General features: G+C 66.1%; 18 protein-coding genes. 14 read left to right on the top strand and 4 right to left on the bottom strand.

Translation table 11 applies throughout. The features are described from left to right. Positions 1-345 (top strand): MutS-related protein (locus VF649_RS09290; RefSeq protein WP_414713657.1); only part of this gene is annotated, 345 nt, incomplete at its 5' end. A gap of 59 nt (positions 346-404) precedes the next feature. After that, entirely contained in the window at positions 405-569 is a 165-nt protein-coding gene (locus tag VF649_RS09285) for a DUF1674 domain-containing protein (protein ID WP_331011679.1), read from the top strand. A gap of 5 nt (positions 570-574) precedes the next feature. Here the strand turns inward: VF649_RS09285 and VF649_RS09280 are convergent, their stop codons facing one another. Beyond that, positions 575-1,549 carry an NAD(P)H-dependent glycerol-3-phosphate dehydrogenase gene (locus tag VF649_RS09280; RefSeq protein WP_331011678.1) on the bottom strand — a complete coding sequence of 325 codons (975 nt, stop codon included), beginning with the start codon at positions 1,547-1,549 and terminating at the stop codon, positions 575-577. Further along, entirely contained in the window at positions 1,546-2,580 is a 1,035-nt protein-coding gene (gene tsaD / locus VF649_RS09275) for a tRNA (adenosine(37)-N6)-threonylcarbamoyltransferase complex transferase subunit TsaD (RefSeq protein ID WP_331011677.1), read from the bottom strand. Before tsaD ends, VF649_RS09280 begins: the two co-directional genes overlap by 4 nt. 83 nt (positions 2,581-2,663) lie before the next feature. Between tsaD and hemC the strand changes: the two genes are divergently transcribed. The 4 genes from hemC to VF649_RS09255 are packed head-to-tail and all read left to right on the top strand — an operon-like array spanning position 2,664 to position 5,829. After that, positions 2,664-3,581 carry a hydroxymethylbilane synthase gene (gene hemC / locus VF649_RS09270; RefSeq protein ID WP_331011676.1) on the top strand — a complete coding sequence of 306 codons (918 nt, stop codon included), beginning with the start codon at positions 2,664-2,666 and terminating at the stop codon, positions 3,579-3,581. After that, on the top strand, positions 3,578-4,285 hold the full coding sequence (locus tag VF649_RS09265; RefSeq protein ID WP_331011675.1) for a uroporphyrinogen-III synthase: 708 nt from the start codon (positions 3,578-3,580) through the stop codon (positions 4,283-4,285). Before hemC ends, VF649_RS09265 begins: the two co-directional genes overlap by 4 nt. Then, positions 4,282-5,157, top strand: a complete 876-nt coding sequence (locus VF649_RS09260) for a hypothetical protein (RefSeq protein WP_331011674.1) — start codon at positions 4,282-4,284, stop codon at positions 5,155-5,157. The genes VF649_RS09265 and VF649_RS09260 overlap by 4 nt, the downstream gene beginning before the upstream one ends. Positions 5,158-5,160: 3 nt before the next feature. Then, positions 5,161-5,829 carry an MBL fold metallo-hydrolase gene (locus VF649_RS09255; RefSeq protein ID WP_331011673.1) on the top strand — a complete coding sequence of 223 codons (669 nt, stop codon included), beginning with the start codon at positions 5,161-5,163 and terminating at the stop codon, positions 5,827-5,829. A 4-nt stretch (positions 5,830-5,833) separates the two neighbouring features. Here VF649_RS09255 and VF649_RS09250 read toward each other — a convergent pair whose 3' ends face one another. Continuing rightward, positions 5,834-6,229 (bottom strand): MAPEG family protein, encoded by a 396-nt coding sequence (locus VF649_RS09250; RefSeq protein WP_331011672.1) that lies wholly within the window; start codon positions 6,227-6,229, stop codon positions 5,834-5,836. Between the two features lie 199 nt (positions 6,230-6,428). Between VF649_RS09250 and rpmF the strand changes: the two genes are divergently transcribed. From rpmF to VF649_RS15195, 8 genes are all read left to right on the top strand, one after another. Beyond that, positions 6,429-6,608 (top strand): 50S ribosomal protein L32, encoded by a 180-nt coding sequence (gene rpmF / locus VF649_RS09245; RefSeq protein WP_331011671.1) that lies wholly within the window; start codon positions 6,429-6,431, stop codon positions 6,606-6,608. An 18-nt stretch (positions 6,609-6,626) separates the two neighbouring features. Beyond that, positions 6,627-7,706: a phosphate acyltransferase PlsX gene (gene plsX, locus VF649_RS09240; protein ID WP_331011670.1), complete on the top strand. Its 1,080-nt coding sequence runs from the start codon at positions 6,627-6,629 to the stop codon at positions 7,704-7,706. Beyond that, positions 7,703-8,692, top strand: a complete 990-nt coding sequence (locus VF649_RS09235) for a beta-ketoacyl-ACP synthase III (protein WP_331011669.1) — start codon at positions 7,703-7,705, stop codon at positions 8,690-8,692. Before plsX ends, VF649_RS09235 begins: the two co-directional genes overlap by 4 nt. A gap of 76 nt (positions 8,693-8,768) precedes the next feature. After that, entirely contained in the window at positions 8,769-9,071 is a 303-nt protein-coding gene (locus VF649_RS09230) for an integration host factor subunit alpha (protein WP_331011668.1), read from the top strand. Between the two features lie 13 nt (positions 9,072-9,084). Further along, positions 9,085-9,453 (top strand): MerR family transcriptional regulator, encoded by a 369-nt coding sequence (locus tag VF649_RS09225; protein WP_331011667.1) that lies wholly within the window; start codon positions 9,085-9,087, stop codon positions 9,451-9,453. Positions 9,454-9,625: 172 nt separating this feature from the next. Continuing rightward, entirely contained in the window at positions 9,626-9,964 is a 339-nt protein-coding gene (locus tag VF649_RS09220; RefSeq protein WP_157176646.1) for a P-II family nitrogen regulator, read from the top strand. A gap of 17 nt (positions 9,965-9,981) precedes the next feature. Next, positions 9,982-11,391: an ammonium transporter gene (locus VF649_RS09215; RefSeq protein ID WP_414713656.1), complete on the top strand. Its 1,410-nt coding sequence runs from the start codon at positions 9,982-9,984 to the stop codon at positions 11,389-11,391. 132 nt (positions 11,392-11,523) lie between these two features. Then, positions 11,524-11,925 carry a GFA family protein gene (locus VF649_RS15195; protein WP_414713655.1) on the top strand — a complete coding sequence of 134 codons (402 nt, stop codon included), beginning with the start codon at positions 11,524-11,526 and terminating at the stop codon, positions 11,923-11,925. A 3-nt stretch (positions 11,926-11,928) separates the two neighbouring features. Here VF649_RS15195 and VF649_RS09210 read toward each other — a convergent pair whose 3' ends face one another. Continuing rightward, on the bottom strand, positions 11,929-12,345 hold the full coding sequence (locus VF649_RS09210; protein WP_331011666.1) for a TIGR01244 family sulfur transferase: 417 nt from the start codon (positions 12,343-12,345) through the stop codon (positions 11,929-11,931). Between the last annotated feature and the right edge of the window lie 13 nt (positions 12,346-12,358).

Here is a 12,358-nt window from a genome sequence, read left to right as displayed (position 1 = left end):
GTCCGCGCGCGCGAGTGGAAGGGCGATCTGGTGCTGCTCCACGAGCTGGCCCGCGGCCCCGCGGATCGCAGCTATGGGCTGGCGGTTGCAAAGGTCGCCGGACTGCCGTCGGCGGTGCTGGCGCGCGCCAGATCGGTTCTCGCCAAGCTGGAGGCAGGACGCAGTGCGACCGGCGGGCTGGCGGCCGGGCTCGACGATCTTCCGCTGTTTGCGGCGGCCGCGGCGGCCGATCCTGGGCCCGATCTGCTGCATGAGGCGATTGCCGCCGTCGATGCGGACGCGCTCACCCCGCGCGCCGCGCTCGATCTTATCTACCGCCTGAAACGCATCGCTGCGGACGCTTAGCTTGTCGATCGCCGCACCATCCCCACATCCATGCCATAGCGCCGGAAAGGATCGATCGCATGCCCCGCCCCGCGAACTTCGTACCGCCCAGGAATCTGTCACCCAATCCGCCGGTGCCCGAGCCCCAGCCGATCATTCCGGAGCCCGAATCGGGGGGGCGAAATGGACCCGATCCGACACGGTATGGGGATTGGGAGAATAAGGGCATCGCGGTCGATTTCTGACCGGATCAGTCCTGCTCGCTTCGCAAGGGGCGGGCGAGTAACCGCTCGACGACTTCGCGGACCGCGATCCGTCCGGCCAGCAATGCACAGACGGCGTCGACGATCGGCATGTCGACGCTCACGGCGCGCGCCGCTTCCGCCAGCACGGGGGCGGTTGCGGCGCCTTCGGCCACGGTACGGCGGTCAGCCAGCAACATCTCCGCCGACCGGCCTTCGCCCAGCCCTTCGCCCAAGGAAAAATTGCGGGAACTACTGGATGAACAGGTCAGCACGAGATCGCCCAGGCCAGACAGCCCGGCCAGCGTTTCGGCCTCCGCGCCGCGTGCCAGCCCGAATCGCGTCATCTCCGCAAACCCGCGCGCGATCAGCGCAGCCCGCGCATTCTGCCCCAGTCCGGCACCTGCAACGACGCCGCACGCAATGGCGAGGACGTTCTTGACCGCGCCGCCGATTTCCGCACCTACGACATCCGTGCTGAAATAGGGGCGGAACCCGGGTCGCGCGATCCTCGCCGCCAGATCCGAACCCAATGCGGCATCGGCGCAGGCCAACGTCACGGCTGTCGGCAATCCGGCCGCGACCTCATGCGCAAAGGTCGGGCCCGACAGTACGGCGATCGGCGCGGGACCGGACACGTCGGCGGCGACTTCCGACATCAACATGCGCGATCCCGCTTCGATGCCCTTCGCACATAGGATGCGCGGCGCCCGACCACCGACCTGCGCCAGCAGCCCGCGCAGATGTTGCGCCGGCGAAGCGACAAGCAACAGGTCGCAATCCGCAAGTGCGCTGATATCGGTGATCGCCTCGATCTCGTTCCGCAGGATGCGGTCCGGCAGGTAGACGGCATTCTGCCGCGCCTTGTTGACCATGTCCGCAACGGCCGGCGTGCGCGCCCAAAGCCGGACGGGGGTGGCATCGGACGCAATCACCTGCGCCAGCGCAGTGCCCCATGCACCGGCACCCAGGATCCCGATCACGCCTTCACGCCTGCCCCGCGCGCCTTCTCGGCGGACGGGTCGAGCGGCCAGCGCGGGCGTGCCGCGATATCCAGCGGATCGGTGAACCCCGCTGCCAGACGCTCCGCCCCGGCCCAGGCGATCATCGCGGCGTTGTCGGTGCACAGCCACAAGGGCGGCGCGACGAACCGCAGCGCATGATCGGCTGCCAATCCGGCCAGGGCGGTGCGCACCGCGCCGTTCGCGGCAACGCCGCCCGCGACCACCAGCGCCGTCGCACCCTGCGCCTTCGCCATGGCGTGCTTCGTGCGATCCAGCAGGCAATCGACCACGGCTTGCTGAAACGACGCCGCAATATCTTCCGGCGCATGGGCCCCGGAATCCCGGGCACGGAGCACCGCACTTTTCAGGCCGGCAAAGGAGAAATGTGGCTCCGCCGATCCCAGCAGCGGCCGGGGCAGCGGCACCCGGTCCGCACTTCCCGCCCTTGCCGCCGCCTCGACCGCCGGCCCGCCGGGAAATCCCAGGCCCAGCAGCTTGGCGGTCTTGTCGAACGCCTCGCCTGCCGCATCATCGATGGTGGTGGCCAGCCGACGGTACCGGCCAACCCCCGCCACGAACAGCAGCTGACAATGCCCCCCCGACACCAGCAGCAGCAGATAGGGGAACGCAAGTTCCGGATCGGACAGCCTGGGACTGAGCGCATGCCCTTCGAGATGGTTGACCGCGATCAGCGGTTTGCGGGCGGCCAGCGACAGTGCCTTTGCGGTCACCAGGCCCACCATCACGCCGCCGATCAATCCCGGTCCAGCGGTGGCGGCGATCGCATCGACATCCGCAAGGGCGTGCCCCGCATCCTGCAACGCCGCCTCCACCAGCGGCATCAGCACCTCGACATGCGCGCGTGCCGCGATCTCGGGCACGACGCCGCCATAGGGGCGATGCGCGGCCTCCTGCCCGGCCAGGCGGTGCGCCAGGATCATCCGGTCGCCGGTCACCAGCGCCGCCGCGGTTTCGTCGCAGCTCGATTCCAGGCCAAGGATCACCGTCATGAGGCCTCCTGCCATGGTGGCGCGGTCAGGTACAGGGATCACCGGAGTTTGCGGTGCCGCCAAGGAGCGACTAGGCGCTCCTCATGACCCAGCCGCTTCGTCTTGGAACCCGTGGATCGCCGCTTGCTTTGACCCAGGCTAAGATGGTGATTGCCGCCCTGACCGCTGCCCATGGGCTGGCGGCGGACGCCATTCAGGTGGTGCCGATCCGGACGTCCGGTGACCGGATCCAGGATCGCGCCCTGGCCGATGTCGGGGGCAAGGCGTTGTGGACCAAGGAACTGGACCGCGCCCTGTTCGATGGCGACATCGACTTCGCGGTGCATTCGATGAAGGATGTCGAAACCATCCGGCCGGACCGGATCGTGATCGCGGCCATGCTGGACCGCGCCGATCCGCGCGATCGGCTGATCGGTGCCGAATCGGTGACCGATCTGCCACGACAGGCCCGCGTCGGGACGTCCTCACCGCGGCGCGCCGCGCAATTGCGCCGGATCCGACCAGACATCCGCCCCGTCCTGTTTCGCGGCAACGTCGCGACCCGGCTGGCGAAACTGGAAGCAGGTGAGGCGGAGGCGACGCTGCTGGCGGCGGCGGGACTGGACCGGCTGGGCCAGCCGGACATCGGTCATCCGATCGATACGCACGATATGCTACCGGCGCCGGCGCAAGGGGCGGTCGGGATCGAGACGCTGGGAGAGCGAGAGGACATCCGCATGCTGCTGGCGGCGATCGATCACCGCGACACCAGTCTGGCTGTCATGGCGGAACGCGCCTTTCTCGCGGCGTTGGGGGCCGATTGCCGCTCGCCGGTCGCGGCACTGGCCGAACGGCAGGGTGATGGCTGGCGATTGCGGGCGGAAATCCTGTCCGGCGACGGAGCCTTGTGGGAGGCCGACGACACCGTGATCGCCGGTGATCATGTCGCGGCGGCCGGTGCGCTCGCCCGCGCGTTGCTGGACCGGGCGGCGCCTGATCTGCGGATGCTGTTCACCGGATGAAGCTGCTGATCCTCCGCCCTGCGGTGGGTGCAGCCGCCACTGCCGAACGTGCGCGGAGGCTGGGGCACGACGGCGTGATTGCGCCGCTGTTCCACTACCGCGCACTCGACTGGACACCGCCGACGGCGCCCATGCCGGAACGCATCCTGCTCACCAGCGCCGCAGCCGCACGATTGGGCGGACCGGGCCTGGGCTGGTATCGCGACATCCCGGTCCACGCCGTCGGCGCAGCGACCGCGGCGGCCGCCTGGGCAGTGGGCTTCCGAACGGTCACCGCCGGTGACACCGACGTACGAACCGCGATCGACCTGCTGGCCCAACAGGGCGTGCGTCATGTGCTCCACCTGGCGGGGCTTGATCATGTCGCGATCGACCACCCGTTGCTGTTGCTGGAACGCGTCAAGATTTATGCCGCGGATGCCGTCGCGGCGTTGCCGTGCGACGCGCTGGTCGCGCTGGACGCCGGCGCGGTCGCCCTGTTGCATTCGCCGCGTGCCGCCCACGTCTTTCGCGCGCTTCTGGGGGGAGCTGGCCGCACACCCGCCCGCGTGCAAATCGCCTGTTTCAGCATGGCGGTCGCCGAAGCGGCCGGCGCCGGGTGGGCGGCGGTTGCGGTCGCGTGCCGTCCCACTGACGACGCGCTCTTTGCGGCTGCGGCCAGGTTGTGCGATCAGGGCGCGCATGGAGTGCTGGAGCCGCGATGACGACCGAGTGGAGTGAACCCGTGGATCCCGCCCGCCCGTCGCGGCGTCGGCTATGGTGGACCCTGTTGCTGATCCTGACGTTCGCGCTGGGTGCGGCATCGGTCGTCTACGGCTTGCGACAATCGGAACGGGCCCGGCGCCTGGCCGGGCTGGAACAGGTCGTCACCGTCAGCCCGGCCGCTGCCGCCCCGGATGCGCGGGTTCCGACGCGCACGACAAACCCGACATTGCCCGCCGATCTGCTCCCGCGCCTGACCCGCGTCGAACAGGGCGTCACTCAATTGGCGGAACGCACCACCGAAACATCGAGCAATGCGGAGCGTGCGGAGGGCCTGCTCGTCGCATTTGCCGCCCGGCGCGCGCTCGATCGTGGGACCGCGCTTGGCTACATCGAGGGGCTTCTGCGCGAACGCTTCGGTGAACACCAGCCGCAGGCCGTCGCGACGATCCTGTCGGCGTCGCGCCAGCCCGTGACGCTGGAAGAGCTGCAGACCGGGCTGGACGCGATCGCACCGCAACTGATCGCGCGCAGCGATGACGAAAGCTGGTGGCAGGGCGTGCGTCGGGAGCTTGCGGGGTTGATCGTCGTGCGGCGCGCCTCGGTTGCGTCCTTCGCGCCCGCGGACCGGCTGACGCGGGCGAGGCGCCAACTGGAAATGGGTCATGTCGATCTGGCACTGGCCGAGGTCGCGCGCCTGCCGGGACGCGTCGTCGCGACCGACTGGATCATGAAGGCCCGGCGCTATGCCAGCGCCCGCAGTGCGCTCGACATGATCGAAACCGCGGCGTTGCTGGCGCCACACCGCGCGATACTGCGAAGCCCGGACACAGCGCCACCATCCCTGCCACAACCGGTTCAACGGGAGCTCTGATTCTTGACCCAGCCGCCGCTCTGCGCTGCGATCATCCCGGTGACGCCGCTGCAGCAGAACTGCACCTTGATCTGGTGCACCGCCACCATGCGCGGTGCACTGATCGACCCCGGCGGCGACCGCCCCAAACTGATCGCCGCGGCCCGGCATTACGGCGTCACGGTCGAGAAGATCCTACTGACGCACGGCCATATCGATCATGCCGGCGCGGCGGGGCTGCTGGCAGAAGAGCTGGGCATCCCGATCGAGGGACCGCAGGAGGCGGACCGCTTCTGGATTGCGCGCCTTGATGAAGACGGCCGCGCCTACGGGATCGAGGGGAAGCCGTTCGAACCCGACCGCTGGCTGGAAAATGGCGATACGGTCCAGGTCGGCGATCTGGTGCTCGACGTCTACCACACGCCGGGGCACACGCCCGGTCACGTCATCTTCCATCACCCCGAGTCGAAATTCGCACAGGTCGGCGACGTCCTGTTCCAAGGGTCGATCGGACGCACCGATTTCCCGTTGGGCGATCATCAGACACTGATCGACTCGATCCTGACCCGGTTGTGGCCGCTTGGCGACGATACCAGCTTCGTCTGTGGGCACGGACCGGGTTCGACCGTCGCCCACGAACGCCGTAGCAATCCCTTTGTCGGCGACGCCGTGCTTGACCGTCAGCCGGATTGAGCGATCAGCCGACAAAACCGTATAGCAGCAAGGCGCCCCAGGCGATCAGCGCCAGCGTCACCGCAAAAGTGACGAGGATCCCGCCGGCCCGCAGCGGATTGGGCATGGGTCGTTCCATGCCGAAAGCATGTGCGATCCGGGCGAGAACCAGCGCGATCCCGAGCCCGAACAGCAGCTGTGACGCCCCGACGCGCATTTCGATCAGGCCGATCAGGATCAGCGCCAGCGGCACATATTCCAGAAAGTTCGCCTGTGCCCGCATCCGCGCCGCCAACAGCGGATTGCCGCCGTCACCGATCGAAACCTTGGCCCCCATCCGTGCGCGTCCGGCGCGAAATGCCAGCCACAGATTGATCAGTCCAAAGGCCACCGCAAACATCAGGGTATAGGTCAGTGTCACGTCGGTCTTCTCCGGCTTCGATCGGCTGCGGATGTCGCATGCGGTGGCAAAGCTTGCAACTCGAAGGGGAATCGCTATAGGTCCGCCGCTCGCGACGAGCTCTGCCCGATCGACCCGCGGTTCAATCTGAACCGAAGGCCGGCGCTGTGCAGGGCGCGTCGCTTATTCTTTTCGACAGACATTCAGAACAGGTGCCGCAATGGCCGTCCCAAAAAGAAAGACTTCTCCGTCCAAGCGCAACATGCGCCGGAGCCACGATTCGCTTTCGATCGCATCCTTTCAGGAATGCCCGAATTGCGGCGAGCTGAAGCGCCCGCACAACCTCTGCAACGCCTGCGGTCATTACAACGGGCGCGAGATCGTCTCGATCGAAGCCTGATCCGTCGGCGTTGATCCTGTGGATGACCGACCCTCGAACTCCGACCGCGCTACGCCGCCGCCGATCCGGATCGCGGTCGACGCGATGGGGGGCGATGCCGGACCCGCGATCATGGTGGAAGCGGCTTCGATTGCGCTTGCCGGAAATCCACGACTGACGATCGTGCTGTTCGGAGACGAGGTCCGGATCGGAGCGGAGCTTTCCCGCTTTCCAAAGCTTGTGAACCGGGTCGAGGTTCGGCACGCGCCGCATGTGATATCCGGCGAGGACAAGCCCAGCCAGGCCATAAGGCGGGCCAAGGACAGCTCGATGGGTCTGGCCATCGCTGCGGTGAAGGCGGGCGAAGTCGGTGCAACCGTGTCCGCCGGCAACACCGGTGCGTTGATGGCGATGTCCAAGCTTGCATTGCGCACGATGCCTGGGATCGATCGTCCGGCCTTGGCGGCCTTGTTGCCGACGCTGGGCGACAATGATCTGGTCCTGCTGGATCTGGGCGCCAATACGGAATGTGACGCGCGCAATCTGGTCCAGTTCGCGGTCATGGGCGCAGCCTACGCCCGGACAGTGATGGGGCTGCAACGCCCCCGCGTACGGCTGCTCAACATCGGAACCGAAGAACTGAAGGGTACCGAGGAACTGCGCGATGCGGCGCAGGCCTTGCGCGACGCCGTCGATCTGCCGTTGCAGTTCGATGGCTTCATAGAAGGCGACCGGCTGGGGCGCGGCGAGGCCGATGTCATCGTGACCGACGGGTTTTCGGGCAACATCGCCCTGAAGACGATCGAGGGTACGGCGCGGTTCGTCGCCGATCTGTTGAAGCGCGCCTTCACCAGTTCGGTTCGTTCCAAGATCGGTTTCCTGATCTCGCGGCCCGCAACGGAGTTGCTGCGGCATCATCTCGACCCCAACAATCACAATGGCGCGGTCTTTCTGGGCCTGAACGGCATCGTGGTGAAAAGCCATGGCGGCGCGAGCGCGCAAGGCGTGGCCAACGCCATCAGCGTGGCCGTCAAGCTGGTCGAGGCCGATATCACGCGACTGGTGACGGACGATCTGGCCTCGGTCCGGGCCCCGGTCATCGCCGGGATCGTCAAATGACGACGCCACAGCCAAGCCGGCGGGCCGTCATCCGCGGCAGCGGATCGGCGCTGCCCGCCCGCCGCGTATCGAACGCCGAATTGACCGAAACCGTCGACACGTCCGACGCCTGGATCGTGGAGCGGACCGGCATCCGGTTTCGGCATATCGCCGGGGAGGGCGAAACCACCGCCACCCTAGCGACCGAGGCTGCGCAAAAGGCGCTCGCGGCGGCGGGGTTGGAGCCAGGTCAGGTCGGGCTGATCGTGCTCGCGACGGCAACACCGGATCAGACCTTTCCGGCGACGGCCACCAAGGTTCAGACCGCGCTGGGTATCAACGACTGCATCGCGTTCGATGTGCAGGCGGTCTGTTCGGGCTTTCTCTACGCGCTGTCGGTGGCCGACAGCATGATTCGCGGCGGCGCGGCCGATGTCGCGCTGGTGATCGGCGCAGAAACTTTCAGCCGAATCCTGGATTGGGACGATCGCGGCACCTGCGTGCTGTTCGGCGATGGCGCCGGAGCAGTGGTGCTCTGCGCGGAAACCGCGCTGGACACGCCCGACCGTGCGGGTGTGCTGTCGGTCAGCCTGCATGCCGACGGTCGCCATAATGATCTGCTCTACGTCGATGGCGGCCCGTCCACGACCGGCACGGTCGGCAAGCTCCGGATGAAGGGTCCCGAGGTCTTCAAGCATGCGGTGACCAACCTCGCCGCGGTCCTGCGCGAAGTCCTTGAAAAAGCGGCGTTGACGATGGCAGATGTCGATTGGGTGGTGCCGCACCAGGCGAATCGTCGTATTCTGGATGCCACTGCCCGGAAGCTCGGAATGTCGGCAGACCGGATCGTGGTGACCGTCGATCTGCACGCGAATACCTCCGCCGCATCGGTGCCACTGGCGTTCGATGTCGCGATTCGCGACGGCCGTATCAAGCCTGGTGATCTGGTGGTATTCGAAGCGATGGGTGGGGGTTTCACCTGGGGGGCGGCGGCAGTTCGCTTGTGACGGCCGGAACCGGCTTGTCTCCACGCGCCACTCGCCTTAGCATGATCGCGAAAATTCTATGGTGGGGAATGGACTTATGACTGTCGATGTAGGCACGTTGACCCGCGCGGACCTGAGTGATCGGGTTCATGGGGAAATCGGGCTGTCCCGTGCCGATGCGTCGCGGATCGTCGAACAGCTGCTGGCTGACATGTGCGGTTCGCTGTCGCGCGGTGAGAATGTGAAGATTTCCGGCTTTGGCAGCTTTGTTCTGCGCGACAAGGCCGAGCGGATCGGGCGCAACCCCAAGACAGGCGTGGAAGTGCCGATTGCGCCGCGCAGGGTCCTGACATTCCGCGCCAGCCAGATCACGCGCGAGCGCATCGCCCGCGGCGGCTGAGCGGCGCTGAGCGATGGCGAAGTCCCCTACGGCATTCCGGACGATCGGCGAAGTATCGACCGAGCTGGGCATTCCTCAGCACGTCCTGCGCTATTGGGAGGGGCGGTTCCCGCAGGTGAAGCCGCTGCAGCGCGCAGGCAACCGGCGCTATTACCGCCCCGAAGACATTCAGCTGCTGCGCCAGATCCAGCATCTGCTGGATCAGCAGGGCTACAGTATCCGCGGCGTTCAGAAATTGCTGGAGGACAAAGCCGAACGCCCGATAGCGCCCGCAAACATGCTCCCGTCGATACCACAAGAGCCGGCGCAGATGCCTGATCATCAGCGCGACGCGTTGATCGCGATCCGCCGAATCCTCGCGGATGCGCTGACGGCCGCTTAGCCGCAGCAAAACCGCGAGCGTCATTCGCCCGAGATTTGGGCACGCTGGCAGTATTGCCCGTTAATTAGGCAGCTCTTCACGTTCTTGTAACGATTAAGTTCCCCCGCCTCCGCAAAATCATGTTGGCACGCCCTTTGCTGATGTCCGTCGACGGCAACGGACAGGGGTGGCCATGAAACTCGTGATTGCGATCATCAAGCCTTTCAAGCTGGACGAAGTGCGTGAAGCACTCTCGCTGTTGGGCGTACAGGGTATGACCGTGACCGAAGTAAAGGGTTTCGGCCGGCAGAAAGGCCAGACCGAAATCTATCGCGGCGCGGAATACAGCACCAACATGGTGCCCAAGATCAAGCTGGAGGTCGCCTGCCCCGATGCGTTGGCCGGCCGTGTGGTCGAGGCGACGCAGGCCGCAGCGAACACCGGCGCGATCGGCGATGGCAAGATCTTCGTCCTGGACCTGGTCGAAGCCGTGCGGATCCGCACCGGCGAAACCGGCGACATCGCGCTCTAGCACCCAGGGGGGTATATATGACGCTACTGAAAAGGATTGCCGCGGCCACGACCGCGACCGGTGCAACCGCCTTCCTGGCGATGCCGGCATGGGCGCAGGATGTTGCCGCCGCAGCACCCGCCGCGCCGCCCGCGCCCAACAAGGGCGATACGAGCTGGATGCTGATCTCGTCGGCGCTGGTGCTGATGATGTCGGTGCCGGGTCTGGCGCTGTTTTATGGCGGCCTGGTCCGCACGAAGAACATGCTGTCGATCCTGATGCAGGTGCTGACGATCGTCGCCGTCGCCAGTCTGGTCTGGGTCTGCTGGGGCTACAGCATGGCGTTCACCGGCGGATCACCGTTCGTTGGCGGATTTTCGAAGGCGTTCCTGAAGGGCGTCGACGCCACCACGGTCGCCGCCACCTTCTCCAACGGCGTCTACATCCCGGAATATGCCTATATCGTATTCCAGATGACTTTCGCGTGCATCACGCCGGCGCTGATCGTCGGTGCCTTTGCGGAGCGGGTCAAATTCTCGGCGCTGATCGTGTTCACGGTGCTGTGGCTGACCATCGTATATTTCCCGATGGCGCACATGGTCTGGTACTGGGCCGGCCCCGATTTCCTGCCGAACCAGCCGGGCGACTGGGGCTATCTGTACGGCAAGGGCGCCCTGGATTTCGCCGGCGGTACCGTCGTGCACATCAACGCAGGGATCGCCGGGTTCGTCGGCTGCCTGATGATCGGCAAGCGGATCGGGTACAAGAAGGAGCCGATGCCGCCGCATTCGCTGACGATGACGATGATCGGCGCCTCGCTGCTGTGGGTGGGCTGGTTCGGGTTCAACGCCGGATCGAACCTGGAGTCGAACGGGCTTGCCGCGCTCGCCTTCATCAACACCTATGTCGCCACCGCTGCAGCCGCCATGGCCTGGGCCGTGATCGAACAGATCGTCCACAAGAAGCCGTCCCTGCTGGGTGCCGCGACCGGCGCCGTCGCCGGGCTGGTGGCGATCACCCCCGCTGCGGGCTTTGCCGCGCCGATGACCTCGGTCGTGCTGGGCATCGTGGTATCGGTGGTCTGCTTCTTCTTCGTCACCACCGTGAAGAACAAGTTCGGCTATGACGATACGCTCGACGTGTTCGGCGTGCACTGCATCGGCGGCATCGTCGGTGCGATCGGGACCGGCATCGTTGCGGCGCCCTCGCTCGGCGGTCAGGGTTTCCTGGACTACACCGTGATGCCCGCCGTGGCCGGCACCTATGACATGGGCACACAGGTCTGGGTACAGACCCAGGCGGTGCTGCTCACGCTGGTCTATTCGGGTGGCGTGTCCGCGATCCTCTACTTCCTGATCGACAAGACGATGGGCCTGCGGGTCAACGCCGAAGTCGAGAGCGAAGGCCTCGACATCGCCGAGCACGGCGAGCGGGCCTATAATTATTGACCAGTTCGGAGGGCGGCCCGGCGCCGCCCTCCCCAAGAGGTTCCTCCTGCGAACCACTGGCCGGCGGCTCACCCCGCCGGCCTTTTTTTTGGTAAACGGCCAAGGTGACGAACGACAAGCAGGAGAAGACCAATGCCAGATGCACATTGTGCCTGCGGGGCTCTCACGGTCAGCATTGCGGCCTATTCACCCGCGGTTGTGATCTGCCACTGCACGGCGTGCCGGCGGCGATCCGGATCGTCGTTCGGCGTCGGCATGTACGTACCGATAGGATCCGTGGCCATCACCGGGCCGCATAGCGAATTTGCCCGAACCGCGGCATCAGGCGGTATGTTCCGAAACCAATTCTGTCCCACCTGCGGGTCGACAGTTTTCTGGATGACGGACAAGCATCCCGGCGCCATCGGAATTGCTTATGGAGCCTTCGCCACAGACGACCTGCCGCCCCCGGTCCGGTCTGTCTGGGAGGAAGGTGCTCATGACTGGGTCAGTCTACCCGCCAGCATCCAGCATTTCCGGCAAGGCAGGCCCTGATCGTCAATCCTTACCGAGCAATCCGCGTACCGGGGAGAGGTCGTAGCCGGCGCTGCCCGCCTTATCGAACAACGTCGCGGCATCGTCGCCAAGCCGTGAGCGGGCGACCGCCCAGAGCAGAGTCGAGCGCGTGCCGGAGCGGCAGAAGGCAAGAAGCGGCGCCTTCGCATTGCGGAGGATCTTGACGGTTTCATCCAGCATCGGCTGGGAAATACCAGCTTGGCCCATGGGAACGGCATGATAGGCCAGACCCGCAGCGCTTGCGGCTTCGGCCATTTCCTCGCTGGTCGGCTGACCGGGTTCCTCGCCGTCCGGGCGGTTGTTGATGACGATGCAATAGCCGGCATCGGCCACCGCCTGCATATCGTCGGGCATCAGCTGGCCCGCCACCGCGGTGCGTTCGTCGAGCGTGCGGAACATGATCGTCTCCTTT

The organism is Sphingomonas sp. (genome assembly GCF_036387535.1).
Classification (GTDB): Bacteria; Pseudomonadota; Alphaproteobacteria; order Sphingomonadales; family Sphingomonadaceae; genus Sphingomonas_R.
This window is presented reverse-complemented; position numbering and strand designations above follow the sequence as displayed.

Excerpts from the sequence above, each read along its gene's own strand:
- VF649_RS09285 (WP_331011679.1), top strand. The coding sequence starts at position 405 with ATGCCCCGCCCCGCGAACTTCGTACCGCCCAGGAATCTGTCACCCAAT.
- VF649_RS09215 (WP_414713656.1), top strand. The coding sequence starts at position 9,982 with ATGACGCTACTGAAAAGGATTGCCGCGGCCACGACCGCGACCGGTGCA.
- tsaD (WP_331011677.1), bottom strand. The coding sequence starts at position 2,580 with ATGACGGTGATCCTTGGCCTGGAATCGAGCTGCGACGAAACCGCGGCG.
- hemC (WP_331011676.1), top strand. The coding sequence starts at position 2,664 with ATGACCCAGCCGCTTCGTCTTGGAACCCGTGGATCGCCGCTTGCTTTG.
- VF649_RS09260 (WP_331011674.1), top strand. The coding sequence starts at position 4,282 with ATGACGACCGAGTGGAGTGAACCCGTGGATCCCGCCCGCCCGTCGCGG.
- VF649_RS09220 (WP_157176646.1), top strand. The coding sequence starts at position 9,626 with ATGAAACTCGTGATTGCGATCATCAAGCCTTTCAAGCTGGACGAAGTG.
- VF649_RS15195 (WP_414713655.1), top strand. The coding sequence starts at position 11,524 with ATGCCAGATGCACATTGTGCCTGCGGGGCTCTCACGGTCAGCATTGCG.
- rpmF (WP_331011671.1), top strand. The coding sequence starts at position 6,429 with ATGGCCGTCCCAAAAAGAAAGACTTCTCCGTCCAAGCGCAACATGCGC.
- VF649_RS09235 (WP_331011669.1), top strand. The coding sequence starts at position 7,703 with ATGACGACGCCACAGCCAAGCCGGCGGGCCGTCATCCGCGGCAGCGGA.
- VF649_RS09225 (WP_331011667.1), top strand. The coding sequence starts at position 9,085 with ATGGCGAAGTCCCCTACGGCATTCCGGACGATCGGCGAAGTATCGACC.
- VF649_RS09265 (WP_331011675.1), top strand. The coding sequence starts at position 3,578 with ATGAAGCTGCTGATCCTCCGCCCTGCGGTGGGTGCAGCCGCCACTGCC.
- VF649_RS09210 (WP_331011666.1), bottom strand. The coding sequence starts at position 12,345 with ATGTTCCGCACGCTCGACGAACGCACCGCGGTGGCGGGCCAGCTGATG.
- VF649_RS09230 (WP_331011668.1), top strand. The coding sequence starts at position 8,769 with ATGACTGTCGATGTAGGCACGTTGACCCGCGCGGACCTGAGTGATCGG.